General features: G+C 59.3%; 15 protein-coding genes. 6 read left to right on the forward strand and 9 right to left on the reverse strand.

The window, feature by feature from the left end:
• Window positions 1-253 precede the first annotated feature (253 nt).
• From J5M66_RS21520 to J5M66_RS21545, 6 genes are all read right to left on the reverse strand, one after another.
• Complete coding sequence (locus J5M66_RS21520) at window positions 254-1,582, reverse strand: sigma-54 dependent transcriptional regulator (RefSeq protein ID WP_207808371.1); 1,329 nt, start codon at window positions 1,580-1,582, stop codon at window positions 254-256.
• On the reverse strand, window positions 1,582-3,342 hold the full coding sequence (locus J5M66_RS21525; protein ID WP_123443708.1) for an ATP-binding protein: 1,761 nt from the start codon (window positions 3,340-3,342) through the stop codon (window positions 1,582-1,584). Before J5M66_RS21525 ends, J5M66_RS21520 begins: the two co-directional genes overlap by 1 nt.
• A 79-nt stretch (window positions 3,343-3,421) precedes the next feature.
• Window positions 3,422-6,208, reverse strand: coding sequence for an RHS repeat-associated core domain-containing protein (locus tag J5M66_RS21530; protein WP_207808369.1), 2,787 nt, complete (start codon window positions 6,206-6,208; stop codon window positions 3,422-3,424).
• On the reverse strand, window positions 6,205-8,970 hold the full coding sequence (locus J5M66_RS21535) for an RHS repeat-associated core domain-containing protein (protein ID WP_207808367.1): 2,766 nt from the start codon (window positions 8,968-8,970) through the stop codon (window positions 6,205-6,207). Before J5M66_RS21535 ends, J5M66_RS21530 begins: the two co-directional genes overlap by 4 nt.
• A complete protein-coding gene (locus tag J5M66_RS21540; RefSeq protein ID WP_207808365.1) occupies window positions 8,967-13,448 on the reverse strand; it encodes a SpvB/TcaC N-terminal domain-containing protein in 4,482 nt (1,493 codons plus the stop codon). The genes J5M66_RS21535 and J5M66_RS21540 overlap by 4 nt, the downstream gene beginning before the upstream one ends.
• A gap of 199 nt (window positions 13,449-13,647) precedes the next feature.
• Entirely contained in the window at window positions 13,648-15,171 is a 1,524-nt protein-coding gene (locus J5M66_RS21545) for a fumarate hydratase (protein WP_024014122.1), read from the reverse strand.
• A gap of 297 nt (window positions 15,172-15,468) precedes the next feature.
• Here J5M66_RS21545 and J5M66_RS21550 point away from each other — a divergent pair, with 297 nt between their 5' ends.
• The 4 genes from J5M66_RS21550 to J5M66_RS21565 all read left to right on the forward strand — a co-directional run bounded on the left by J5M66_RS21550 (window position 15,469) and on the right by J5M66_RS21565 (window position 19,011).
• Window positions 15,469-15,942 (forward strand): hypothetical protein, encoded by a 474-nt coding sequence (locus J5M66_RS21550; RefSeq protein ID WP_148046988.1) that lies wholly within the window; start codon window positions 15,469-15,471, stop codon window positions 15,940-15,942.
• Window positions 15,943-16,204: 262 nt separating this feature from the next.
• Complete coding sequence (locus J5M66_RS21555; RefSeq protein WP_207808364.1) at window positions 16,205-17,311, forward strand: GGDEF domain-containing protein; 1,107 nt, start codon at window positions 16,205-16,207, stop codon at window positions 17,309-17,311.
• Window positions 17,304-18,239, forward strand: coding sequence for an iron-sulfur-binding ferredoxin reductase (locus tag J5M66_RS21560; protein WP_207808362.1), 936 nt, complete (start codon window positions 17,304-17,306; stop codon window positions 18,237-18,239). The genes J5M66_RS21555 and J5M66_RS21560 overlap by 8 nt, the downstream gene beginning before the upstream one ends.
• A 28-nt stretch (window positions 18,240-18,267) precedes the next feature.
• Entirely contained in the window at window positions 18,268-19,011 is a 744-nt protein-coding gene (locus J5M66_RS21565; protein WP_207808360.1) for an enoyl-CoA hydratase-related protein, read from the forward strand.
• A 137-nt stretch (window positions 19,012-19,148) separates the two neighbouring features.
• Here the strand turns inward: J5M66_RS21565 and J5M66_RS21570 are convergent, their stop codons facing one another.
• Window positions 19,149-20,444 carry a hypothetical protein gene (locus J5M66_RS21570; protein ID WP_207808358.1) on the reverse strand — a complete coding sequence of 432 codons (1,296 nt, stop codon included), beginning with the start codon at window positions 20,442-20,444 and terminating at the stop codon, window positions 19,149-19,151.
• A 201-nt stretch (window positions 20,445-20,645) separates the two neighbouring features.
• Complete coding sequence (gene pyk, locus J5M66_RS21575; RefSeq protein WP_024014116.1) at window positions 20,646-22,097, reverse strand: pyruvate kinase; 1,452 nt, start codon at window positions 22,095-22,097, stop codon at window positions 20,646-20,648.
• Between the two features lie 172 nt (window positions 22,098-22,269).
• Here pyk and J5M66_RS21580 point away from each other — a divergent pair, with 172 nt between their 5' ends.
• Both J5M66_RS21580 and J5M66_RS21585 read left to right on the forward strand, forming a co-directional pair.
• On the forward strand, window positions 22,270-22,656 hold the full coding sequence (locus J5M66_RS21580; protein WP_016773461.1) for a hypothetical protein: 387 nt from the start codon (window positions 22,270-22,272) through the stop codon (window positions 22,654-22,656).
• Between the two features lie 231 nt (window positions 22,657-22,887).
• Window positions 22,888-23,247: a PilZ domain-containing protein gene (locus J5M66_RS21585; RefSeq protein WP_122507725.1), complete on the forward strand. Its 360-nt coding sequence runs from the start codon at window positions 22,888-22,890 to the stop codon at window positions 23,245-23,247.
• A gap of 132 nt (window positions 23,248-23,379) precedes the next feature.
• Here the strand turns inward: J5M66_RS21585 and J5M66_RS21590 are convergent, their stop codons facing one another.
• Window positions 23,380-23,757, reverse strand: coding sequence for a DUF6124 family protein (locus J5M66_RS21590; RefSeq protein ID WP_207808356.1), 378 nt, complete (start codon window positions 23,755-23,757; stop codon window positions 23,380-23,382).
• Window positions 23,758-23,859: the final 102 nt, after the last annotated feature.

The raw sequence follows: 23,859 nt of genomic DNA on the forward strand, positions 1-23,859 counted from the left end.
GATTTGTGCCGACTGATTGAGCTGAGTGGGCGGATTTCCGCTTAACGCGTGAAGATCAAAAGCCCCTCACCCTAGCTCTCTCCCAGAGGGAGAGGGGACTGACCGAGGTGTTCTTGTGGGTTACATCGACCTGCAATATCGAGTCGAATACAGATTCGGGAAAGCATGGAGATCGGCTCCCTTCCCCCTCGCCCCCTGGGGGAGAGGGCTGGGGTGAGGGGGATGGATTTCAGCTACACCACAAATCTCTGCCTCACTCCGCCAGAAACATCTCCCGACTCAACCCATGCCGCTGCATCTTTTCATTGAACGTGCGGCGCGGCAGTTGCAGTTCTTCGAGCACGGCTTTGACATCACCTTTATACCGGGTCAACGCCGCGCGCAGGCATTGCGCTTCGAAGGCTTCCTGCTGCGCCGCCAGCGACTGCCCCGGATCGATTCCGGCGACCGGTTCATCAAGCCCCAGTACCTGACGCTCGGCAACGTTAGCCAGTTCGCGGACGTTGCCCGGCCAGTCATGGCTGAGCAAGTGACTGAGCTGCGCACCGGTCAACGGCGGAAAGGTCCGGCCCAGACGCTGAGCGGCATTCTGCGCGAAGGTCTCGAACAGCAACGGAATGTCTTCGCGGCGATCGCGCAGCGGCGGCAAGCGCAGTTCGGCGACGTTCAGGCGATACGCCAGGTCCTCACGAAAACGCCCGGCGCGAGCTTCGTCGAGCAGGTCCGGTTTGGTCGCCGCGACGATACGCAAATCAACGCGAATGCTTTGGTTCGAACCCAACCGCTCGAGTTTCTGTTCCTGCAAGACCCGCAGCAATTTCACCTGCTGGGCCAGCGGCATGCTTTCGATCTCGTCGAGAAACAGCGTGCCGCCATCGGCATATTCCAGCTTGCCGATGCGTTTGCCCGAGGCGCCGGTAAACGCGCCGCTCTCATGGCCGAACAGTTCGGCCTCGAACAATTGCTCCGGGATCGCCGCACAGTTCAGCGCCACGAAAGGTTTGCCGGCGCGCGGGCCGAAATCATGCAGGCAACGTGCGACCAGCTCCTTGCCGCTGCCGGTTTCACCACGGATCAGCACGTTGACCGGCAACGTCGCCAGATCCAGCACTTGCCGACGCAATGTCTGCAAACCGCGGGACACGCCGAGCAGCGTCGCATCGAGCTTTGCGCGGTTGTCGGCCAGTTCGTGCAGGGCGCGGTTTTCCAGGACCAGGCGGCGTTTGTCCAGCGCCCGGCGCAGGCTGCCGAGCAGGGTTTCCGGGCTGAACGGTTTTTCCAGAAAGTCGTAGGCGCCATCGCGCATGGCTTCGACCGCCATCGGCACATCGCCATGGCCGGTAAGCAGAATCACCGGCAGATCGCTGTCGCGCTTTTGCACTTGCGCGAGCAATTGCAAGCCGTCCATGCCGGGCATGCGCACGTCGCTGAGGATCACCCCGGCAAAATGTTCCGGGAGCGCGGCGAGGCATTCTTCGGCACGGCTGAACAATTGCACCTGAAACCCCGACAGGCTCAGCCACTGTTCAACGGCGTCGCGAATGCTGCTTTCGTCGTCGACCACCATCACCGAATTGAGCATCAGATGTGTGCCTCCAGATCGATTGGCAGGGTCAGGCTGAACACTGCGCCGTGGTCGCCATTCTCGACGCTCAGGCGCCCGCCGGATTCATGCACGATGGCGAAGGATACTGCCAGCCCCAGGCCAAGACCATCGCCCACCGGTTTGGTGGTAAAGAACGGATCGAACACCTGGCCCAGATGTTCCTCGGCAATCCCGCCGCCGTTGTCGCTGACGCTGAGCCGCCACAATTGCTCATCGGCCTCCAGACGGATTTCCAGGCGCTTGCAGGCTTTACCCTGCATCGCATCCAGCGCGTTGCGCAGCAAATTGATCAACACCTGTTCCAGACGAATCGCATCACCGCGCACCCACGCCGGGCGGGTCAGATGCAGCACCAGGCTGACTTGTTCGTCACGCAGGCGCGCATCGAGCAGTTGCAGCGATTGATCGACCACCGTCGCCAGATCCAGACGTTCGCGCAGACCGCTCGGGCTTTTGCGGGCGAAGGTCTTGAGGTGGCCGGTGAGGGCAGCCATGCGCGTGAGCATATCGTCCACCGGTTTCAGCGCCTTGTAGGCGTCATCGACGCGGCCATGTTCGAGCAGCAGGCGCAGGGTGGCCAGTTGCATGCGCTGGGCGGTCAGCGGTTGATTGATTTCGTGGGCCAGTGCGGCGGACATCTGCCCCAGCGCGGCGAGTTTGGCCGACTGCACCAGACCTTCCTGCGCGGTGCGCAAGTCGCGGGTGCGCTCCTCGACCAGACGCTCGAGTTCTTCGCGATTGCGCTGACGGACCTTGGCCAGCCGCCAGCGCTGATTGAGGAACAGCAACAGGAAGACCAGCGCCAGCCACACGCCAGCGGCGGCCAGTGCGGCGTTGCGCAAATCCTCGAAGGCCACTTGCGGACGACGCAGCAGATGCAGGGTCCAGCCTTCGGTCGCCAGCGGCAGCGATTCCCACAGATAGTCCGCCGTGCCCTGCGGACCTTCGACCCGGCGCAGATCGCTGTTGTCATCGAAGCGCCGTAGCGGCAAATGGGTCAGCGGCAGCAGCGATTGCTTGTCGTACTGACGCGTGGTTTTGATCTCGGCCAGATCATCGGCGCTCAACGGCCGCAAGGCGCGATAACGCCAGCCCGGCTGATTGGCGATAAAGATGATCCCGCGTGCATCGCTGACCAGCAGCGTGTCGCTGCCCTGACTCCATTCGCGTTCCAGTTCGGGAAATTCCAGCTTGACCACCATCGCGCCGAGAAACTCGTCGTTGTCGCCAAGTACGGCGCTGGAAAGGAAATAGCCGGGAATGCCGCTGGTCACGCCCACTGCGTAAAAACGCCCGGTGCCTTGGGTGCGGGTCTGGCTGAAGTAGGGGCGGAAGCCGTAATTGTGGCCAACGTAACTGCTGGGCAAGCGCCAGTTGCTGGCGGCCACGGCCAGGCCGGTACGATCCAGCAGTTCAAGGGTCGAGGACTGCGCCGCACCGTTGATCTTTTCCAGTTTCACATTCAATGCCGCTTGCTGCGCAGCATCGACCGGGCCGGCCAGGGCCGAACGCAATTGCGGGTCCAGCGCCAGCACGGCGGGCAGGGCGCGATAGCGGTCGATCAGGGTGTGCAAGGAGTTGGCGTACAACCCCAGTTGCTGATTGGCGCGGGCCGCGTCTTCTTCCAGCGCCTGACGCTCGGCGTGGCGCATCGCGAGCGTCGCGGCAATGACCGTGCCGGCGATGATCAGCAGGGAATACAACGACAGACGCAGGGTACGGGAAGTCGGCAGCATGCTGGATCAAAGGTCGGCAGGACGGGCGGGCACGATAGCATGCCATCACCCCTTGCCTGCTACTTGAGATCCATGGGGGTCATGCCGCCCTGGGTTTCTTCGAATAGGAGATTGCCATGTTCATTGTTTCTTGCAATTGTTCGGTAATTTTCTCCGTTTCCGCTTCAAGGTCGGCAAGATTGATACCCGCCAGCGAATCGATGGAAAGTGCAGCGAAGTGCTCTCTTGTGGTTTGCAGGTTATCGTTGATCTGCTGGACCAATTCTGGAATATACGTGAACAGCCTGTCGTATTTCTCGGCGGATATTTCCGAACTGGCATCGCTGACTTCTTTGGCGATTTCTACTGCTCCAACCGCTAAGGAGATCGCTGCACTTGCTTCAGAGGCAACGGTTGGCGTAATAAATTTTAGCCCCACAGAGGTGACGAATTTTCCGGTGCCTACCTGGCCTTTGGTTTTTCGAATGTCGAAATTCTTGACGACTTTGTGGCCCAGATAATTCAGCAGGTTCATGGACTTGTACTCTGCCTGCCGGATGAGTTTGTCGGGATCAAGCGGACTTGTCTTGAGCTTGACCGAGGTGCTCAGCCCACTTTGTTCGGCAATGTAGTCAATAGCGAAGCTGACGGCGGTTTTTGTGGCTACCCCCATGCCGATACCAACCACATTTCCTGCGCCAGGAGCGGCTGCCCCCAGAGCTTGGGCGCCCAGCCCCACCAGTATTCCCGCGCCATAACTAAGGGTCTGATTCGTCACATGAACGGCTGTCCTGCGGGCGGTCGCTTTCGCAAATTGGGACGTTGAATTCTGGTTGCGAATCTGCTGCTGCACATTGTTGGAACGCAGTCGGGTGATTGCCAAAATATTCACATGCTTGAGTATCTGATTCGCCAGAGCATTGCGCAGGCGATCAGAAGCCATCCCTTGACCTCTTTTTGCATAACTGGCGTTTTCCCGCGAAAAGTGCCTGCTCCAGGCGGAGTCATAGTCCGCTTTTGTCGGTAGTACTTTGCCTTGGCCGTCGGCGTCTATATAGCCGACGGGGTTGTTGCTTACGAACGCATACAGATTCAACCCATCCACATCCCCCGCCGGATCGGCACTGACCCAGCGCTGCAACCACGGCGCGTAATAACGGGCGCCGTAGTAGTACAAACCGCTGACGTCCATTTCCTTGCCGGAGTAACGGATGAAGCGGTATGCGGTTTCCGATTTCGGTGCCATCCAAGCGGTTTCGCCGAACGGGTAGTAGCCTTCTTCGCTGGTGACCGTAGCGTTGTCATCGAGCTCCACTACGCATGAGCCGAGGTGGTCTTCGAGGGTGTAACGCAGTTGAGTGTTGGCGGCAGGTGGATTGCTCACCCAATGCAGGCAGCGCGCGTTACCTACGCTGATGATGTGCAGTTCTTCGCCATTGTCTTTGCTGCGGATTTCCAGGCCGGGCAGGTAGCGCACCTGCTGGAAGTGATTGGCACCTTTGGCGAACGTTTCACGGCGCTTGAGTACCCGTACGCCCTGGCTGTATTGGTAACTCTCGGTGTCGTTGACGCTGTCCTTGCGGATCACCAGATCTATATGTTCCAGCTCGTCGCGACTGTTGCAGTGCAGTTGCGGACCGTGCCGCAGCCTGCGTTGATTGCCATGCAGGTCGAACCAGTTGCCAAAGTCCGGTTCGTGATCGCCGGTTTCCCAGCGCACTGCGCGGTTGCTTTGCTCGTCGATGTACATGCGCCTGGTGCGACTGCCGCCGTCGCGCTGATGGCACAGCTCGGTCAGGTTACCCCCGTCATCGTAGGTGTAAGTCTGGGTGTAATTAAGGCGGTTTTTCTCATCGGGCGGTTGCGGCAGGCCGGGGATATCAGGAGGCAGGGCGTCGTCGTAACCGGTCGCGCGGATCAACCGGTACAAGGAGTCGTAGCTGAATTCGCGTTGGCCATCGACCCGTTGGTTGGCGAACCAGGTCGGCTCGAAGGCGTGGTCTTCGATGCGGATGATGTTGCCGACGCGGTCGTAGAAATAGGCGAGATCCTGCAACCTGGCCTGGCCGGTTTTATGGCTGATCCGTGTTTGCAGGCGGCCATCGGTCGCGGTGTACGTCCATTGGCTGAGTACCCCGTTACCGGCCAGTTGCGAGATGATCTGATCATCGGCGTTGTACTGCGCATCCCGCAGAACCTGTGTGATCTGCTCCCCGACTTGCAGCTCCACCTGTTTGAGCTGGCCGGCAAGACCGTAGCTTGACGCTCTGCGATAACCACCGGCATCGGTCTGCTGCAGCACAGCGCCCAATGGGCTGAAGACCTGATGGCTGGTGAACGCCTCGCCATCGTCAAAGGTTCGGGTTTGCGCGAGCGCCTGACCGGTGAGAGCGTAACTGGTGATATCCAGTGAGCCTGAAGAGTCAGTCTGTTGGATCATTTGGCCGCGCAGGTTGTGGCCGGCATCGGCAGAGCTTTCACCATAACTGTAACTGTCGATCCGAGCGTCACCGTCTTCCTTGAGCGTTGTCACGCGCAGCTGCGTATCGAAGGTCGACGCCCAGTGGTGACCGCGCTCGTCCCAACGCTGCCGCGGCTCGCCGGCCAGCCCCGGCAGCACCAGACGCCAGCCGGAGTCCACGCTGTCGGTGTACACCGCAGCGTCGTTCAGCGAATACACGGTGGTAGTATTCGCATGAGTCTCTCGCAGACGCGGATCTCTTTGCGCGACCAGACGACCGAGCACGTCGTAGTGCTGGCAGGACACCAGGACGCTTGGCGTAGCACCGGCTACCGAACGTAAGTAAGCGACCTGTCGGACTGGCAGGCCACGTGCGTCGGTGACCGTCAACGCAGGAGTGCGCGAATGAACGGTATCGAATTTCATTGGTGTGGATTTGTATGTCGGGTGAATGGCCTGACAAAATCCTGAAATGCCGCTTTGAACCTGGGTTTCGGTTGAGCTTGTTTGCGCAAAAAACGGTTGTCTGTGAGTGCGTCTTCCTTGTACCAACTCATCATGGTCTGGCTGGTTTCGATAAATCCCAAAACCTTACTGGTTTCCTCTCGAAGGGCTTCGAGTCGGATAGGCCCCGCAGCTGTTGAGTGGCCTGCATTAGGTATCACAAGACCTGCATCGAACGTGTTTCGCCCCAGACGCCTGTACGCTTTTTCGGCGATGGCCATTCGGGAAGTGAGGGCTTCTTTCCAGTCTGCAAGCATGGTTTCGATTTTCTGAATCTTTACCGGATCCAATCCGTTTTTGATGTCCTCGGCTTCTTGTACACGTTGCCCCATATTGAGCGTTGCGCCGACGCCTCCAATAACTGATCCGACGACGTAGTTCATGAATATCAGGCTTGCGTTGGCCGGGCTGGTATCCAGTCGACCCTGTGTGAGACCGATCTTTTCATCAATGGCTGCGACGCTCATTGCTGACGTTTGTGGAATCAAGGGCTTGATCAGATTTGCAGGGGACATGAGGCGATCAGCAAGTTCCCCCGTGATGGTGCCGGCGATGTTCCCGCCAACAAACCCTTCGAGAAATGGTGGTTTACCCTGTTCAGTAAAATTGACCATGTGCGGATTGTCGGGAAGCATTGAGCCTATTTTCGGACCGAGGTGAAGGCCGCCGAGGAAACTGGCTGCGGCATTGATGCCTTCTCCCGCGAAATTCGCCAGCAATTCGACACCGTATTGTCCGTGTGAGATGTTCTGAATCTGTTCTTGAGCAGTAACAGAGTAATCACTAAGAACGCTCAGAAAGTTTGCGAAGTTGACAATCTCATGTCCTTCTCGGCTGTTCCCCTGCACATCCACAAAAGAGACCGGGTTGTTTCCTACAAACGCATACACATTCAACCCATCCACATCCCCCGCCGGATCGGCACTGATCCAGCGCTGCAACCACGGCGCGTAATAGCGGGCGCCGTAGTAGTACAAACCGCTGACATCCATTTCCTTGCCGGAATATCGGATGAAGCGGTATTCGATTTCCGATTCCGGCGCCATCCACGCGGTTTCGCCGAACGGGTAATAGCCTTCTGCGCTGGTGACCACAGCGTCTTCATTGAGCTCCATCACGCAAGAGCCGAGGTGGTCTTCGAGGGTGTAACGTATCTGGTCGTCTATCGGCACTGCACGTTGCGCCCAATGCAGGCAGCGCGCGTTACCGAGGCTGATGATGTGCAGCTCCTCGCCGTTGTCCTTGCGGCGAATTTCCAGCCCCGGCAGGTAGCGCACCTGGTGGAAGTGGCGGACCTTGTCGGTGAACCATTCATGACATTTGAGGACCCGCTGGCCGGCGCTGTACTGGTAATACTCGGCATCGTTATCGCCGTCCTGACGGATAACCAGATCCACGCGCTCCAGCTCATCACGCCTGCTCCATTGCAATGACGGACCGTGGCGCAGCTTGCGTTGATTGCCGTGCGGGTCGAACCAGGTACCGAAGTCCGGCGGCTCGTCGCCCGTTTCCCAACGCACCCCGCGATTGCTTTTCTGGTCGATGTACATCGTGCGGGTACGACTGTTGCCGTCGCGCTGATGACGCAATTCGGTCAGATTGCCGCCGTCGTCGTAGCTATATGTCTGGGTGTAGTTGAGGCGGTTTTTCTCGTCGGGCGGTCGCGGCAGGCCGGGAATGTCCGGGGGCAGGGCGTCGTCATGACCGGTCGCTCGGATCAGGCGGTACAGGGAGTCGTAGCTGAATTCACGGTGGCCGTCGACCCGTTGATTGGCGAACCAGAGGGGCTCGAAGGCGTAGTCTTCGATGCGAATGATATTGCCGATGCGATCGTAGAAATAATGCAGATCCTGCAATCTGGGGTGAGCAGTTTTCTGACTGGTGCGCGTATGCAGGCGTCCGTCGGCCGGGTCATACGTCCACTGACTCAGGACACCGTTACCGGCCAGCTGCGAGATGATCTGATTGTTCGCGTTGTACTGCGCATCCAGCAAGACCTGCGTGACTTTCGTCTCGACTTGCAGTTCCATTTGCCTGAGTTGCCCGGCGAGACCGTAGCGCGATGCTCTGCGATGGCCGCCGGCATCGGTCTGTTCAAGTACGGCGCCAAGCGGACTGAACACCTGATGGCTGGTGAACGCTTCGTTATCGTGAAAAGTGCGCTTTTCCACCAGTGCCTGTCCGGTGAGGGCATAGCCGGTGATGTCCAGCGAACCTGACGGATCCGTCTGCCGGATCAACCGGCCGCGCAGGTTGGAGTCTGCTTGGTCAGAGCCTGAGGCGTACGTGAAGGTATCGAGCTGATTTTCGCCGTTTCCCGAGACTTCAAGCTGCACCACGCGCAATTGCTCGTCGAAGGTCGACTGCCAGACGTGGCCGCGCTCATCCCAACGGCGTCCGGGCTCCCCGGCCCTGCCCGGCAGCAGCAGGCGCCAGCCGCTATCCTGGCTGTTGGTAAACACGGCGATATCGTTCAGCGCAAACACGCTGGTTGTGTTTGCTGTCGGCAGGCGCGGATCCTGTTGCGCGACCAGGCGCCCGGCGACATCGTGGTGCTGGCGGGTCACGAGTGCGCTAGGCGTGTCGCCCGCCACGGTACGCAAATAAGCGACCTGACGGACAGGCAGGCCACGTCCGTCGCTGGCTGTCAGCGAAGGCGTGCGCCAATGTGTGGAGGCGGTCATGAGCCTGACCCACGCGTAGACACCACCTCTTCGGCGGTGTCGTTGAAGTCTTCGCTGGTGTGATACCAGGGATGATACGTCTCGCGGGAAAAGTCGCCCTTGGCGTTGATCAGCTTGATCGGACGTCCCGTTGCGTCATAGAACAGCTGATCGAAGAGCCCGAGTTGGCGCAGCGATTGATCATTGACGTAGCGGTGCGTGTTAGCGAAAAACGGCCGGTATTGGCGCTGCGCGAGACCTTTGTTGTTGTATTCGACGCGTTCGCTGATACGCCAGCGTGTCTGCGTCGGTTGCTCACCTTCTTCGATCAGCAATTGACCATCCTCACCCACCACATAAGCCAGCCCCGGATCGACCTTCTGTTGGGTTTGCAGGACCCGACCAAAGCCGTCGACGCAGGTTTTGACGATCTGGATCTGCGCCTTTATGGCGTCGTAGGGATAGCGGTCGGCACTGAGCACTACGGTGTGAACCGGTTCTCGGTAAGCCAGTTCGATGGCCATGAGCAATCGCTGGTCTTCAGTCGTCAGACCGGGATTTCGCGCAAGCCGGCGACGTGCGCTGGCGCGGATCTGCCCGCCGGGCAACAGGTCGCCTTGCTTGATCGCGCGGCTTCGAAGTGTGGAGGCGGGTATCAGGCCCATCCAGCTGAAAAGGTTTTTGTGCAGAGTGCTCGCTGCGTGTCCTACGGTATCTTCCGGAAACTGAATGGCGTATTCCGGACTGGGATCCGGCAAGGTCCAGTCATCGGTCAGCTTGTCGAATCCGGCAGGTTTGCCATTCTCGGTACCGTGAAAGCTGATGATCAGTGGCTGACCGGAAGGCTCGTAGATGACTTCTTCAGTGTTGTCATTGGCGTCGGTGATTCGCTTGGGTTTCAGGGTGTGATAGTCGAACTCCGCGACCTGGACGGCGCAACCGTCGGGCAACTCCATGCGCATGACTGTCAGATAGTGTTGATCGTATTCGGCTTTGGTCACGCCATGGCTTGGCGTTTCATTGAAATCGAGCACGTTGTAGAACGCTTGCAAGCCGCCGTACCGGGCCAGATTGAACCGCGACGACCAAAGGTTTGGTTCCTCGCTGGGCGGTGCTTCGAACAGCAGCGCCATGGGTGAGTAACCAATTGCCACGAGGGCCTCGCGGATATTCAGGTCCGGCACAATGCTGTAAGCGTCCAGCGCGGTTTTATCCAGCAGGGCAAGCTCCAGAGAGTGCGACAGCGCTTCGAATCCGGCGACGCCGTCATCCAGTTCAATACCCTCTACGTCCACATAACGCTGTATGGATTGCGAAGTCAGTACCCTTTCCATGGCCCATTCTTGCGTATCCTGCAGCTCTCTCAGTGATTCGAAAGACACCCGTGCCGGGTTCAACTCGCCGGGGAGCGTACCTTTGGCCAATTTCAGCGCATCGCCCCGTTCCAGATACGGCAAGCCCAATCGCCATTGCTGTGGCTCTGGCAGATTGATCAGACGTGCACGGGTTTCACTGATGTAAAAGTATTGCTGCGCCTCGTCGTGAGCGTCGGACCACCATTGATTCAGATGGTCTTCGGTGAAGGGGGGCGGGCTCTGGGCGGTCAACCTGCGCGCATAGCTCACTGTAAGTGCGTGGGCCGCGGCGCCATAAGCGTTCCAGCGCAGGGTAACATCGTGGCGGCACAGCGGGTCGTTGATAAAGCCGTCGTACTGATAACTGATGGCTTCGACCTGAAGGGGCAGCAGAACGGCTGCGGCATATGGCCCCTGCGGCCGCACCTCGCGAACCAGATAGCGCTTCTCTTCTACCGAGTACAGCGCGGCTGCATCGGGCGCCTGCGCATCGGCGCGGTAGGGGAAAATTTCTGTTCGAGCGACCGAGCCAACCAGTGCCTGCGCAATCCGATAGCGACTGTCGGACTCCTCCGAAGTGACGGGCTCATCGATTTCACCTTTGGGATGGTAACGACTGAACAGGGTTTCGCCCAACGGGCAGGCGTCCACATCCGCGCTGAAATAATCGTCGCGGGAGCGATTGATTTCCTGACCGTTGTGAAACCAGGTGCATGTTTGCACCGGCTCGCTGAAGCCAGGCTCTGAAGGATCGGTTCCAACCTCGCAGTCAAGTTGCTGCAAGTAGCCGAACCCGCGAAATTCCCTCTCCCTGCCGTCGTAGAACCCTTCGCGCCAAGTGAACGACTGGGTCAACCGGTTGCCGGTGATCTCGTCGTGTTGCTCCTGCTTCTTCACCACGGCCAGCGGAAATGGCAGATGACATACCGGTGCACGCTCAAGTGCAAGCAGCCGCTCCTTTTCATCCAGCCATTCCTGAGCCGAGCTGCGATAAGTCACGCTGCTGGAACAGCCCATGTTGTTGTTACTGTTGACCAGCAGGTAGGGCTTGGCTGCAACAAAATCGTAGCGCCAATGCCGCGGCTGGATATGCGGCACCGTCAGAATCAGGCTGGCGCAACCGAGGCCTTGCAGGTCGGCGAAACTGACCTGGCACAAACGGTCATAGCGCACGTCTTCAGGCCACGGCACGCTGACGGGAATCTGCTCCAGGCCGTTGCCGCCCCGGTTCAGGTAAATGTCGAACCCTTCGGATCTGAGATAGATCAGCGCGGGCGCGCCGGAGCCATCGAGATCGGCCAGACGTACTCGCGAGGCGTCGAATTCGTCGTAGGTGAAGGGCAGGGCACTGATCTTGCGTCCTTTACCGAATTTGCCATGACCAAGATTCGGCCAGCAGCGGACTTCGTCATGGCGGATGCGGCACAGCTCGGGCATGTCGCTGCCGAGCAGGTTGCCCAGAAGCACCAGTTCGGTCCGCGAGTTGCTGAACACCGGCAGACGGTCGTCTGCGTATTCATGGGGTATTTCCTGTGCGGCGGCGAAGCCTTTTTCGCGCAGGCTGGCATAGAGGCGCACGCGGTCGGGGCTGATGCTGGCCGCTGACATCAGCCCGTCCCCGCTGAAATCCCCCATGGTCAAAGTCAGATCCTGGTGTTCCCGGGGAAACGTGTCGAACGCGCTGAACAGTTCGAATTGCCGCTGCGCATTCAGCGCATGAAACCCGCAGTAACCCAACCGGGCGATGATCAGGTCCAGGCGGCCGTCGCCGGTCAGATCAAGCAGTTGCGCCACGGCGCGGTTGCGATCTGCCACCGGGATCCTGTCCAGCAAAACCCATGGGCCGTAACCGATCAGTTCGGTACCAGGCGCCGCGCGTAGCGGTTCTCGGTAATACCAGGCGTTGTCGTAGCGGCAGAGAAAGCCCGGCACGCCCTCGCCATACAGATCGACGCATTGATAGAACCCGCCGTCTTCGATGCCCGGTTGAGTCTCGTTTTCCAACAGGCGTGCAGGTGCCTTGTTGATCTCGAAGGGCGAGTATTCGAACTCTAGCGGCGGTGAGTGCTCGACATTGCCTTGCGCATCGAAGGCCTGATAGTGCGCCGCGCTGATCTGGCTGTAGGCCCACTGCGCAGTGTTCTGGATCGGTCGATATTCCAGCAGCAGGCGACGTGCAAGTTTTGCCTCTGTCGCCAGGCCCCCGGGGAAGTGATGAAACATCAACACTTGCTGGCAGAGCCTGCGGGTGCTCAGCTCAAAACCCTGGCCATAGGTGGAAAACGGATCAGGCCGCAGCCGCCAGCGGTTCACTTCCTCGTAGCTCGGAATCTCCGTCAGCGAATTGCTGCGTTCGCCGTAATCGAACACCAGTTGAAAATGCCATGGCAGATCCGTCGGTCTGTCAGTGTCCCAGCTGTAAAGGTGATCGCTCGCCGTGGCATTGCCGTAACACACCCGTCGCAGATAGCGCTGGGCGCGGTAGTCGTGAATGGGGTCTTGCTCGTCAGGCTGATCGTCGGCCTTGTACTCGTAGCAGATGTGTTCGCCATGGGCGTTCATGCTTTCACACAAAAGCCAGCTGCTGATGCGTGATGGGGCGTCGGGGTCGGCACGGCGGGAGGCGCTGGTTTTGCCGTAGACATGCAACGTGCCGTCGGCACCGTGGATCAGCCAGAAGGGGGTCCCACCGTCAGCCGGATGCCAGCATTCGCGCAGGGAAAAATCACTTTCGATCCGCGCCCGGTAAGTCACGACGTTGTGTTCGGGGATGGGGCGGTCTCTGTAGCTGTGTTCCGTGCGCGACTTCAGGTTTCCGGCATCATCGAGCTCTGGCATCCACACCTCGCCGTCATGCCCGATGATTTCATCGTGCTCGGTATAACGTGGAACACCTTTATTGGTGCGGCGGCTGATCTGGCTCAGGCCCAGGTGGCAACCAAGGCCAAACGAACCGTTACCGCTCTGGCTGTTGATTGACAGGGGTATTTGCGGGTCGTAACCACGACCGCTCGATAGCGGGATCAGCAATTCGCATCCAGCCGAGGCGGTCGGCCCTACGGCGCTCCAGCTTTTGCCGATGGTGGCGATCGATGAGCTTCTGGCGATGGAAGGAGCTGTGATGCTGAGGTCTTGATCGGCCATGGTCGAATCCATTCGCGCTACATAGGGCGTATAGATAGACGCTAACAGGAGTGGGCCGCTAATGGACCTGTCAGATCTGACAGGTGCGCAAGATCGTTTTCTGTGCTTGGGCGATTCTTTTATCGCAATTGGTTTGAACACACAAAAACGGCCGGGGCATCTTTGCGGATGCACCGGCCGTTTTCATGACGCCAGAAGCTTACTGCACTTCTACCGCCAGGCTCTCGCTGATCTTCTGTTGCCAGATCGCCGGGCCAGTGATGTGTACCGACTCACCTTTGCTGTCCACCGCTACGGTGACCGGCATGTCCTTGACCTCGAACTCGTAGATCGCTTCCATGCCCAGCTCGGCAAATGCCAGCACCTTGGACTTCTTGATCGCTTGCGCAACCAGGTAAGCGGCGCCGCCGACAGCCATCAGGTACACGGCCTTGTTGTCCTTGATCGCTTCGATCGCGGTCGGGCCGCGCTCGGATTTGCCGATCATGCCCAGCAGGCCGGTCTGCTCGAGGATCTGGCGGGTGAACTTGTCCATCCGCGTTGCGGTGGTCGGGCCGGCCGGGCCAACCACTTCGTCACCGACCGGATCAACCGGGCCGACGTAATAGATGAAACGACCTTTCAGATCCACCGGCAGGGTTTCACCCTTGTTGAGCATCTCGACCATGCGCTTGTGCGCGGCGTCGCGACCGGTGAGCATCTTGCCGTTGAGCAGCACGGTTTCGCCCGGCTTCCAGCTCTGCACCTCTTCCGGGGTCAGGGTGTCGAGGTTGACGCGACGGGCCGACGGGCCGGCTTCCCAGACGATTTCCGGGTAGGCGTCCAGCGGTGGCGCTTCCAGCGAGGCTGGACCGGAACCGTCGAGCACGAAGTGCGCGTGACGGGTGGCGGCACAGTTCGGGATCATGCACACCGGCAAGGATGCGGCGTGGGTCGGGTAGTCCATGATCTTCACGTCGAGCACGGTGGTCAGGCCACCGAGGCCCTGGGCACCGATGCCCAACTGGTTGACCTTCTCGAACAGTTCCAGACGCATTTCTTCGATGCGGTTCTGCGGACCACGGGCCTTCAGCTCGTGGATGTCGATGGATTCCATCAACACTTCCTTGGCCATCACTGCGGCCTTCTCGGCGGTGCCGCCGATACCGATACCCAGCATGCCCGGTGGGCACCAGCCGGCGCCCATGGTCGGCACGGTCTTCAATACCCAGTCGACGATCGAGTCGGACGGGTTGAGCATGGCCATTTTCGACTTGTTCTCGGAACCGCCGCCCTTGGCCGCCACGTCCACTTCCACGGTGTTACCCGGGACGATGGAGTAGTGAATTACGGCCGGGGTGTTGTCCTTGGTGTTCTTGCGAGCGCCTGCCGGGTCGGCAAGGATCGAGGCCCGCAGGACGTTTTCCGGCAGGTTGTAGGCGCGACGCACGCCTTCGTTGATCATGTCGTCCAGGCCCATGGTAGCGCCATCCCAGCGCACGTCCATGCCGACACGGACGAACACGGTGACGATACCGGTGTCCTGGCAGATCGGGCGATGGCCGGTGGCACACATGCGCGAGTTGATCAGGATCTGCGCCATCGAATCACGGGCCGCTGGCGATTCTTCGCGCAGGTAGGCTTCGTGCATCGCCTGGATGAAATCCACGGGGTGGTAATAGGAAATGAACTGCAGGGCGTCGGCAACGCTCTGAATCAGGTCATCTTGCTTGATCACGGTCATGAGTCGCGCTCCTCTGAAAACGGTGGGGAAGCTACAGGCTTCTAGCTTCGAGCGGCAAGTTAAAGCATTACGCGGACAGCTTGAGCTTGCCGCTTGAGGCTTGCGGCTCGTAGCTGTCCCTCTGTGGCGCGACGCTAAAAAGGCGCGGAAGTATACCGCGGCTTGTGGACGGGCACATCTATCAGCGTCGGGGGGAAATTGCGCTACGGCGGTAGGTGATCAAGGTTATAACCGAGTGTCCGTCTAGACGAAAACAGTCTGTTCGACTGTTAGAGTTGACAGTACAGGGAAAAATTCTTGCGCAGTAATGTAAGGGGGCAGGTGGAAACCTCCACCCGACTCACCGGGGCTACATTTATGGAATTGGATATAGAACTTTTGCCGGGCATGCTTGCCAGGGGCGAAGCAAAAGCTGCCGGCGGATTCGTGTCATTTTTTATTGGTGACAAGGAACACAAGTGGACGAATGTCACACTCGTCGTATTGGCGCGGACGTTACTGATTGCTTCCGTAGTGCCTTTTGATAGTCCTGAGTACCCCAAGGCAGGCGCAATCATTATAGCTTTCCCGAACTCGCTTGCAGTCTCTGAACCCATTGACTTTGATTTGACTAACCGGCTGGCTTCGCTGCTTTTTAACGTCAACCCATTACTTATTGGTCTAGGGCCAGAATTCAAATTGGAAAGCTTCGCGTCCGAAAAATATTACAAAGGTACGTTCAAATGCGAGAAGCTCCTTTTGTCAAAAGGAACTTTTGAAGTGACGTTGTAAAAATCGACAGGCATCCAGTAGGAAACTGCAATGTAAGCAGTATTCTCCAGAAAGCAATCTTCTTTCGAAAAACCGAAAATCACCGCGTATTGCGATAGATGTTAAGTGCTGAGGCTCGCTGAGCGAGTCTCGGCAACATACTTTTGACGCCATTTTCCCGGCCCGAAAATCGGTGGTCATTTAGCGACCGGCCCTCTAAAGTGGCATCCGGTCTGTAGAGTAGGACACTCGGTCAGCCTCCTATCGCACGGTGAGTCAACGATTGACCCATAACGCCATTCAACGCCTTTTGCTCAAACGCTTCGCCCTCGCTGCGGCCACCTACGGATTGGCTTTGCTGCTGCTGTGGCTGGCATTTTTCACCGGGCATTATCAGCAATCGCTCAGTGGAGTGGCCATCGGAAGCGCGCTGGTGGTCATCAGTCAGGCGAGCCTTTTCGCCATGTTCTGGAGCGGGCGCAACCAGCGCTTCGCCGACCCCAGCCTGACCGAAGCGCAAGTGTTGATGGGCCTCGGCTGGCAGACGTGGCTGATCGCCCATGTCGACGAGGCACGCGGCGCGTTTCTGGTGTTCTATGTGCTGATCCTGCTGTTCGGCCTGTTCCATCTCACCCGGCGGGTGTTCATCCGCTGCGCGCTGCTGGTGTTCTTCAGTTTCTCCGCGATTACCCTGTGGGACGCTTACCACTTCCGCTTGGCCGAGCCTGCGCTCGCGGCGTTGCAAGTGTGCATTCTGGCGATGGTTTTGGCGTGGCTGGTGCTTTACGCACGTTTTGTCCAGGTCTCGCGGCAACGTCAGCGTCAGCGCCGGTTTGCCTTGCAGGCGCATCAGGACACCCTGCGCGGGATGATGCGCCAGCTTGAAGACCTGGTGGCCACCGACGAACTGACCGGGCTGTTCAATCGCCGGCATTTTCTGCGCATCGCCTCGCGCGAGCTCAACGCGTTGGACGGCGACGTAATGCACGGGCTGGCGCTGATCGATCTGGACCACTTCAAACGCATCAACGATCTGCACGGCCACGCCGCCGGCGATCAGGTATTGCAGGCGTTTGCCGGTGTGGCGCAAGCCTGCCTGCGCGAAGGTGACGTGCTGGCGCGTTATGGTGGCGAAGAATTCGTGGTGCTAGTGCCCGACTGCGATGCCGAACGCCTGACCGCGTGTTGCGAGCGTTTGCGCATCGCCTTCAGCGAGGTGGAATTGATGGGCCTGCAAGTGCGCAACTTGAGCCTGTCGGCGGGCATGACCCTGCTGTCGGTTGGCGATGATCTGGATGAGGCGTTGCAGCGTGCCGATCAGGCGCTGTACCGGGCCAAGCGTGACGGGCGCAATCGCTGTGCCGCCGCGTGGGAGAACGTCGATGCCTGAATTGCGTGTCGGTGATCGGCAGTGGAGGGTTGAGGCGGGCAGCAATCTGCTCGATGCCCTCAACCACAACGGCGTCGCCGTGCCCTACAGCTGCCGCGCCGGCAGTTGCCATGCCTGTCTGGTGCAATGCATCCAGGGTGTGCCCAGCGACAACCGCCCGGATGCCTTGAGTGCCGAGCAACGTCAGGACGGTTGGCGCCTGGCCTGCCAATGCCAAGTGGTCGAAGACTTGCAGGTGCATACCTTCGACCCGATTACTGACGGTCTGCCGGCCTTGGTCGAAGCGCTGGACTGGCTCAGCGACAGCGTTCTGCGCCTGCGCCTGACACCGCAGCGGCCATTGCGCTACAGCGCCGGCCAGCATCTGGTGTTGTGGATCGGCCACATCGCCCGCCCTTACTCGCTGGCGAGCCTGCCGCAAGAAGACCGCTTCCTCGAGTTTCACCTCGATTGCCGCCAGCCCGGCGAATTCATCGATGCCGCCCGCAAGCTGCAGATCGGCGACTCGATCCGCCTCGGCGAGCTGCGCGGTGGTGCTCTGCACTATGACCCGGACTGGCATACGCGCCCGCTGTGGCTGCTGGCCGCCGGTACCGGTTTAGGTCCGTTGTTCGGTGTGCTGCGCGAAGCCTTGCGTCAGGATCACCAAGGCGCCATCCGCGTCATTCACCTGGCCCATGACGAACGCGAGCACTATCTGGCCAAACCCCTTGCCGCACTGGCTGCGCAGCGGGAAAACCTCAGTGTCGAGCTGTGGACCGCGGCCGAGTCGGCCGCCGCTTTGGCGCAACTGCACCTTGTTTCCCGGCAGACCCTGGCCTTAGTCTGCGGCTCGACGGCCAATGTTGACGCCTTCGCCAAGCGTCTGTACCTGGCCGGATTGCCGCGCAATCAACTGCTGGCCGACGTGTTTGTGAGCCGTGGTTGAGCGCTGATTTTCAGACGCGAGACACGCCATGACCGAAGCCATCCTGCTGGAACGCGAACGCGGTTTGCTGACCCTGCGCCTCAACCGCCCGGGCAAGAAAAACGCCCTGACCCGCGCCATGTACAGCCGCCTCGCCGAAGCACTGAAACAGGCCGACGGTGACCCGGCAATCAACGCCGTGCTGATCACTGGCAGTGCCGAGTGCTTCACCGCCGGCAACGACATCGCCGACTTTATCGAGCAACCGCCGAGCGACCTCGACAGCCCGGTGTTCCACTTCATGCTTAACCTGCTCGAATGCCGCAAACCAGTGATCGCCGCCGTCGCTGGTGCAGCGGTAGGCATCGGCACGACGATGTTGCTGCACTGCGATCTGGTCTATGTCAGCCGCGACGCCAGGCTGCGCATGCCGTTCGTCAACCTCGGATTGTGTCCCGAATTCGGTTCCAGCCTGATCCTGCCGCGTTTGCTCGGGCAGGCGAAAGCGGCTGAGTTATTGCTGCTTGGGGAAGGCTTTAACGGCGAACAGGCTGCGCAGTGGGGGATCGCCACCGAAGCGCTGGACAGCGGTGAAGCGGCGTTGAGCAAGGCGCGAGAAATGGCGCTGCGGTTTGATGAATTGCCGGCCGAAGCGGTGCGCATCAGCAAGCAATTGATGCGAGCGCCGGATCGGGATCTGCTGCGCAAGGTGATCGAGGAGGAGGGTGCGTTGTTCACCCAGCGCCTGCGTTCGCCGGAGGCGGTGGCGGCGTTGAGCAGGTTTTTTCGGTGACGGTCAAGACGCCTTCGCGAGCAGGCTCGCTCCCACGGGGGAACGCATTTCAAAGTTGGGAGCGAGCCTGCTCGCGAAAGGGGTTGACCAGACCATAAAACTCTCAATCAGGGGCAGCCGGTAAACTCGTCGCCAGGTCACTCGATCAATCCACGGCCGACGCATTGAACCCGTTGCCCGTCGACTTGCCTTTGGCCGAGGAACGTCATTTTACCTTCGCCGATTGCAACCCCAGTCCAGATCCCCCTCTCCAGGTCGAACACTCGCCAGCCTTTGCCATCCGCAAAATCCGTGTCCAATTTGCCGTCATCGGTGAATCTGGCAATAACATGGTTAAAACCAGAGGACACTTGACTCAGCCCGGCAACAAGTATGTGTCCGCTGCTCTGGATGGACGCGTCAAGCCATATGGTGTCAATGCCTTGCAGTCTGCTCAGAAGTGGTTTGCCTGCGTTGAACTGGATGTTGGGTTTGCCGTCGGATTCCCGGCTGATCAATACGCCATGGTGTGCAGGCTCGGTATACCCAACGGATAACAGCCGCTTATTCGTCTGCCCGATAACTTTCAGGACATTGACGCTCAGCGAGTTCTCTATCGGATCCATCACTTCAAAGCCATCAACGGCGAACGAGTCATCAATTTTCCCGGTAGCAGTCAAGCGGTTGAGTACTGCCCGGTAAGGATCATTGCCACGTACACAGCCCGCGAGCACGTAGGTCCCATCCTGTTTTGCCAATAGATCGTATAGCTCCGTGTGAGTGAAATTCGGGTGGAGAACATAGGCGATTTCTCCCTCGTTGAATTCAATATCCCGTGTGCCGTCAGGCAAGAGTCGAATGACGGCTGTCGCCACTTTGTTTCCATCCCGATCTACGGTGGTATGCAATACGATCTTGCCGTCAGGCAGAACGGTCGACCGCTGGCTACCGGTTTTTGAGTTCGCTGCGTTGGGTAGTTGCTGGTGCTTCTGATCTGCCGTGTCGTCATCCGTGAGGTACACAGCGACTTTGCCGGTTTCGTTGAATGCCGGATCAAGGTTGCCAGCGATGTCGAGACGCACGACTCCTATGGCACGCTTGAGGTTAGCCTGAAAGAAACTGCCGATGAGCAGCAGTTTGCCGTCGGCCTGTTCCACTATTTCGTTAGCGAAGGAATGCGATCCTTCTCCGTCCTCAAATTGACCGGTTACGTAGCCACTCTGGCCAAATTGAGTGTCGTGTACGCCATTGCTATCCAGTCTGATCAAGTAGTAGGCATCACCGTTCGATTGGCCTACGCTTCCCGCGATATAGGTGCGCCCTGATTTGTCGACCATCACCCCCCGCAGGACAAGGTTTCCGGAAAAATCGGGAGGTTTTTTCGGAGTGGCAACGCCCTGATTGCCAAACGTTGGGTCGAATTTACCTGGCGAGATGTTTGCCGCAACGTCCATCTTCAATCCTCCTTGATCACGACTCGTGTCCAGTCATGAGTGGTCGGGTGGTGAAGTAGCACGCTAGTCAAGAATGGCTCTTGCAACAACTGACAGAACTGACAGTTGACGTTCTGTGAAAACTGGTTTTCAGCGACATGCAGACAACAAAAAGCCCCGCCATTCACATGGCGGGGCTTTTGCGTTTCAGCGGCCGGTCACTCAGACCTGCGGATCACCGACATGCAGAATCTTCATGCCGTTGGTGCCGCCAGTGGTGTGGTAGCTGTCGCCCTTGGTCAGGATGACCCAGTCGCCTTTTTCCACAACGCCGCGCTTGGTCAGTTCGTCGATGGCTTTCTGGCTGACTTCGTGCGGTTCCAGCGAGGCCGGGTCGAACGGGATGGTGTAGACGCCACGGAACATCGCCGCGCGGGCCTGGGCTTCGCGGTGCGGGGTGAACGCGTAGATCGGCACCGAGGAGCGGATACGCGACATGATCAGCGGAGTGAAGCCGCTTTCAGTCAACGCAATGATCGCTTTGACGCCCGGGAAGTGGTTGGCGGTGTACATGGTCGCCAGCGCGATGCTTTCGTCGCAGCGGCTGAATTCCTTGCCGATGCGGTGGCTGGAGGTCTTGCCGGTCGGGTGTTTCTCGGCGCCGACGCAGATGCGCGCCATCGCCTGCACGGCTTCCAGCGGGTAGAGACCAGCGGCGGATTCTGCCGAGAGCATCACGGCGTCGGTGTAGTCGAGCACGGCGTTGGCCACGTCGGACACTTCGGCGCGGGTCGGCATCGGGTTCTGGATCATCGACTCCATCATCTGCGTCGCCACGATCACCGCTTTGTTGTGGCGGCGTGCGTGCAGGATGATTTTCTTCTGAATGCCCACCAGCTCGGCATCGCCGATTTCCACACCGAGGTCGCCACGGGCAACCATCACTGCGTCGGAAGCCTTGATCAGGCCATCGAGGGTTTCGTCGTCGGCCACGGCTTCGGCGCGTTCGATCTTCGCCACCAGCCAGGCTGTGCCGCCGGCCTCGTCACGCAGTTGACGGGCGTATTCCATGTCGGCGGCGTCACGCGGGAAGGACACTGCGAGGTAGTCGACTTCCATTTCGGCGGCGAGCTTGATGTCGGCCTTGTCTTTTTCAGTCAGGGCCGGGGCAGTCAGACCACCACCGCGACGGTTGATGCCTTTGTGGTCGGACAGCGGGCCGCCGATGGTCACCACGCAATGCAACTCGGTGGCAGTGGCGGTTTCAACGCGCATCACCACGCGGCCGTCGTCGAGCAGCAGCTCGTCGCCCACGCCGCAGTCCTTGACCAGATCCGGGTAGTCGATGCCGACCACTTGCTGGTTGCCTTCGGTCAACGGATGGCTGGTGGAGAAGGTGAACTTGTCACCGATCTTCAGCTCGATCTTCTTGTTGGCGAATTTGGCGATACGGATTTTCGGGCCTTGCAGGTCGCCGAGCAGGGCGACGAAGCGGCCGTGCTTGGCAGCGAGGTCACGCACCAGCTTCGCGCGAGCCTTGTGCTCGTCGGGGGTGCCGTGGGAGAAGTTCAGACGGGCAACGTCCAGACCAGCCAGAATCAGCTGTTCGAGAACTTCCGGCGAGTTACTGGCCGGGCCAAGGGTAGCGACGATTTTGGTACGACGGACGGACATGCAAAGACTCCTGAGTTCAAGCGCAGGCAGAGGCTACTATGCTCGAAGGGTGTAGTCATTGTTCGAATGCACTACTTATCGTTTTCTTTATTGAACGTGGCAACTTCGGGACAAACGCGCCTGAAGATTTTCGACCAGGGGTCGATACAGAGCACAAGACAGGAGAACCCCCATGCGATTGTTGCCCATTGCCGCCCTTGCCCTCAGCGTCCTCGCCGCGACGGGCTGCACCCGTTGGTCGATGAACCATCATTTGAACAACGCCTACAGCGCCTATGAACGTGGCAATTGCGAGCAGGTCATGCTTGAACTGTCCAAGGTCGAACGCGCCAGCCGCGCCCGCCCGTACGTGTGGCCGGAAGTGTCAATGATGCGCGGCCAGTGCCTGGAACGGCAGAAGCTGTACATCGACGCGGTGCAGACCTACCAGTTCATCATCGCTTCGTACCCCAACAGCGAATACGCCTACCGCGCCCGCGCACGTCTGGAAACCTTGCAGAGCCTAGGCCATTACCCGACACGCAGCGCCGCTGCGGTGGTGCGGCCGACACGCTTCTGACGGTACTGTCGTACAAAATCTGGCCGTCTGTACAAGCTCCGCTATAGTCAAGGAAACCGCTTGCGAGGCTTGTCTCGATGGTGGCGCAACACCTGCGACTGGCAGTGGTAAAAGTGACGGCGATTGTCGCGACCGTCACACCGGAAGCGGGGAGAGCGGGCCTGCCTACAGGCTCGTTCCGAAGCACAGGTGCGGCTCCCTGGCGGAGCCCTGCATGGCGTACAGCACATCATGTTTACCGACCGCCGGATCGAACGGCACCAGTTGCCGTATTACCTCAGAGTGTTCAATAGCATCACCGACAAACCCGTCGGCTTTCTCGGCAACGTGTCTGCGGACGGGCTGATGCTGATCAGCCAGTTGCCGATGATGATCGGGGTGGATTTTCAGTTACGCCTCAAAGTCCCCGCCCGCGATGGCAGCCAGCAAGTCATCGATTTCAGCGCCTGCTGCGTGTGGTGCCATGAAGACGCCACACCGCTGCATTACGACGCTGGTTTCATCCTGCGGCGTGCGCCGGCGGAGTTCGGCGAGCTGGTGCTGGCGCTGAAGCAGTACTTCAGTTTTCAGCCGTTGCCCGCTTCTGCCTGATTCGATATCTGCAAGCTTCGCGAGCAGGCTCGCTCCCACTTTGAATGGCGTTCCAACTGAAGGAACGAGGTCAAAGTGTGGGAGCGAGCCTGCTCGCGAAGGGCCCGGTTCATGCACCCTCTCTCTGCAGAATCAGCCCACCGCGATCGCCCGCTCCTGATCCAGCGCCTTCTCCGCCAGCAATAACCCCATCTCGCTCAACTGATAGATCGCCATCGCCAGATGTCGCGGCTTGTCCTCGAGGCTGTCCGCCAGGTCGAGCAGAAGAATGCTGACCGAAGAAAAGGTCTCGTAGGTTTGAATGGCCATCGCTTCGGGGTTGACGTCGGGCGCAACCATGAACATCTGCATGCCGCGATCGACGGAATTGCACGACGGCGCAGCGCCGGGTTTTTTCAGGTAGTGATCGAGGGGTTTTTCAGCGGCCTCGTGGAGTCTGGTGGAATCGGGGGAAGCGTACGGGGAGGTCGAGTCTTCGGTTTCAGGGGGATTGGGTGTTGGTTTGATCATTGTCGTATTGCCTCGATGAGGGCCAATACCTGTTCGCGACTAGACGAAAAGGGTGGCGGCTGAACGCAGGTTAGTCGACCGGGAGGCATACGAATTACCGGC

The sequence above is a fragment of the Pseudomonas sp. 67(2021) genome, from assembly GCF_017491835.1.
Classification (GTDB): domain Bacteria; phylum Pseudomonadota; class Gammaproteobacteria; order Pseudomonadales; family Pseudomonadaceae; genus Aquipseudomonas; species Aquipseudomonas atacamensis.

What these genes read in the sequence shown, in the direction of transcription:
- J5M66_RS21535 (WP_207808367.1), bottom strand. Translation starts at nt 8,970, where the DNA reads ATGACCGCCTCCACACATTGGCGCACGCCTTCGCTGACAGCCAGCGAC.
- J5M66_RS21585 (WP_122507725.1), top strand. Translation starts at nt 22,888, where the DNA reads ATGTTTACCGACCGCCGGATCGAACGGCACCAGTTGCCGTATTACCTC.
- J5M66_RS21560 (WP_207808362.1), top strand. Translation starts at nt 17,304, where the DNA reads ATGCCTGAATTGCGTGTCGGTGATCGGCAGTGGAGGGTTGAGGCGGGC.
- J5M66_RS21540 (WP_207808365.1), bottom strand. Translation starts at nt 13,448, where the DNA reads ATGGCCGATCAAGACCTCAGCATCACAGCTCCTTCCATCGCCAGAAGC.
- J5M66_RS21565 (WP_207808360.1), top strand. Translation starts at nt 18,268, where the DNA reads ATGACCGAAGCCATCCTGCTGGAACGCGAACGCGGTTTGCTGACCCTG.
- J5M66_RS21580 (WP_016773461.1), top strand. Translation starts at nt 22,270, where the DNA reads ATGCGATTGTTGCCCATTGCCGCCCTTGCCCTCAGCGTCCTCGCCGCG.
- J5M66_RS21570 (WP_207808358.1), bottom strand. Translation starts at nt 20,444, where the DNA reads ATGGACGTTGCGGCAAACATCTCGCCAGGTAAATTCGACCCAACGTTT.
- pyk (WP_024014116.1), bottom strand. Translation starts at nt 22,097, where the DNA reads ATGTCCGTCCGTCGTACCAAAATCGTCGCTACCCTTGGCCCGGCCAGT.
- J5M66_RS21520 (WP_207808371.1), bottom strand. Translation starts at nt 1,582, where the DNA reads ATGCTCAATTCGGTGATGGTGGTCGACGACGAAAGCAGCATTCGCGAC.
- J5M66_RS21545 (WP_024014122.1), bottom strand. Translation starts at nt 15,171, where the DNA reads ATGACCGTGATCAAGCAAGATGACCTGATTCAGAGCGTTGCCGACGCC.
- J5M66_RS21525 (WP_123443708.1), bottom strand. Translation starts at nt 3,342, where the DNA reads ATGCTGCCGACTTCCCGTACCCTGCGTCTGTCGTTGTATTCCCTGCTG.
- J5M66_RS21590 (WP_207808356.1), bottom strand. Translation starts at nt 23,757, where the DNA reads ATGATCAAACCAACACCCAATCCCCCTGAAACCGAAGACTCGACCTCC.
- J5M66_RS21530 (WP_207808369.1), bottom strand. Translation starts at nt 6,208, where the DNA reads ATGAAATTCGATACCGTTCATTCGCGCACTCCTGCGTTGACGGTCACC.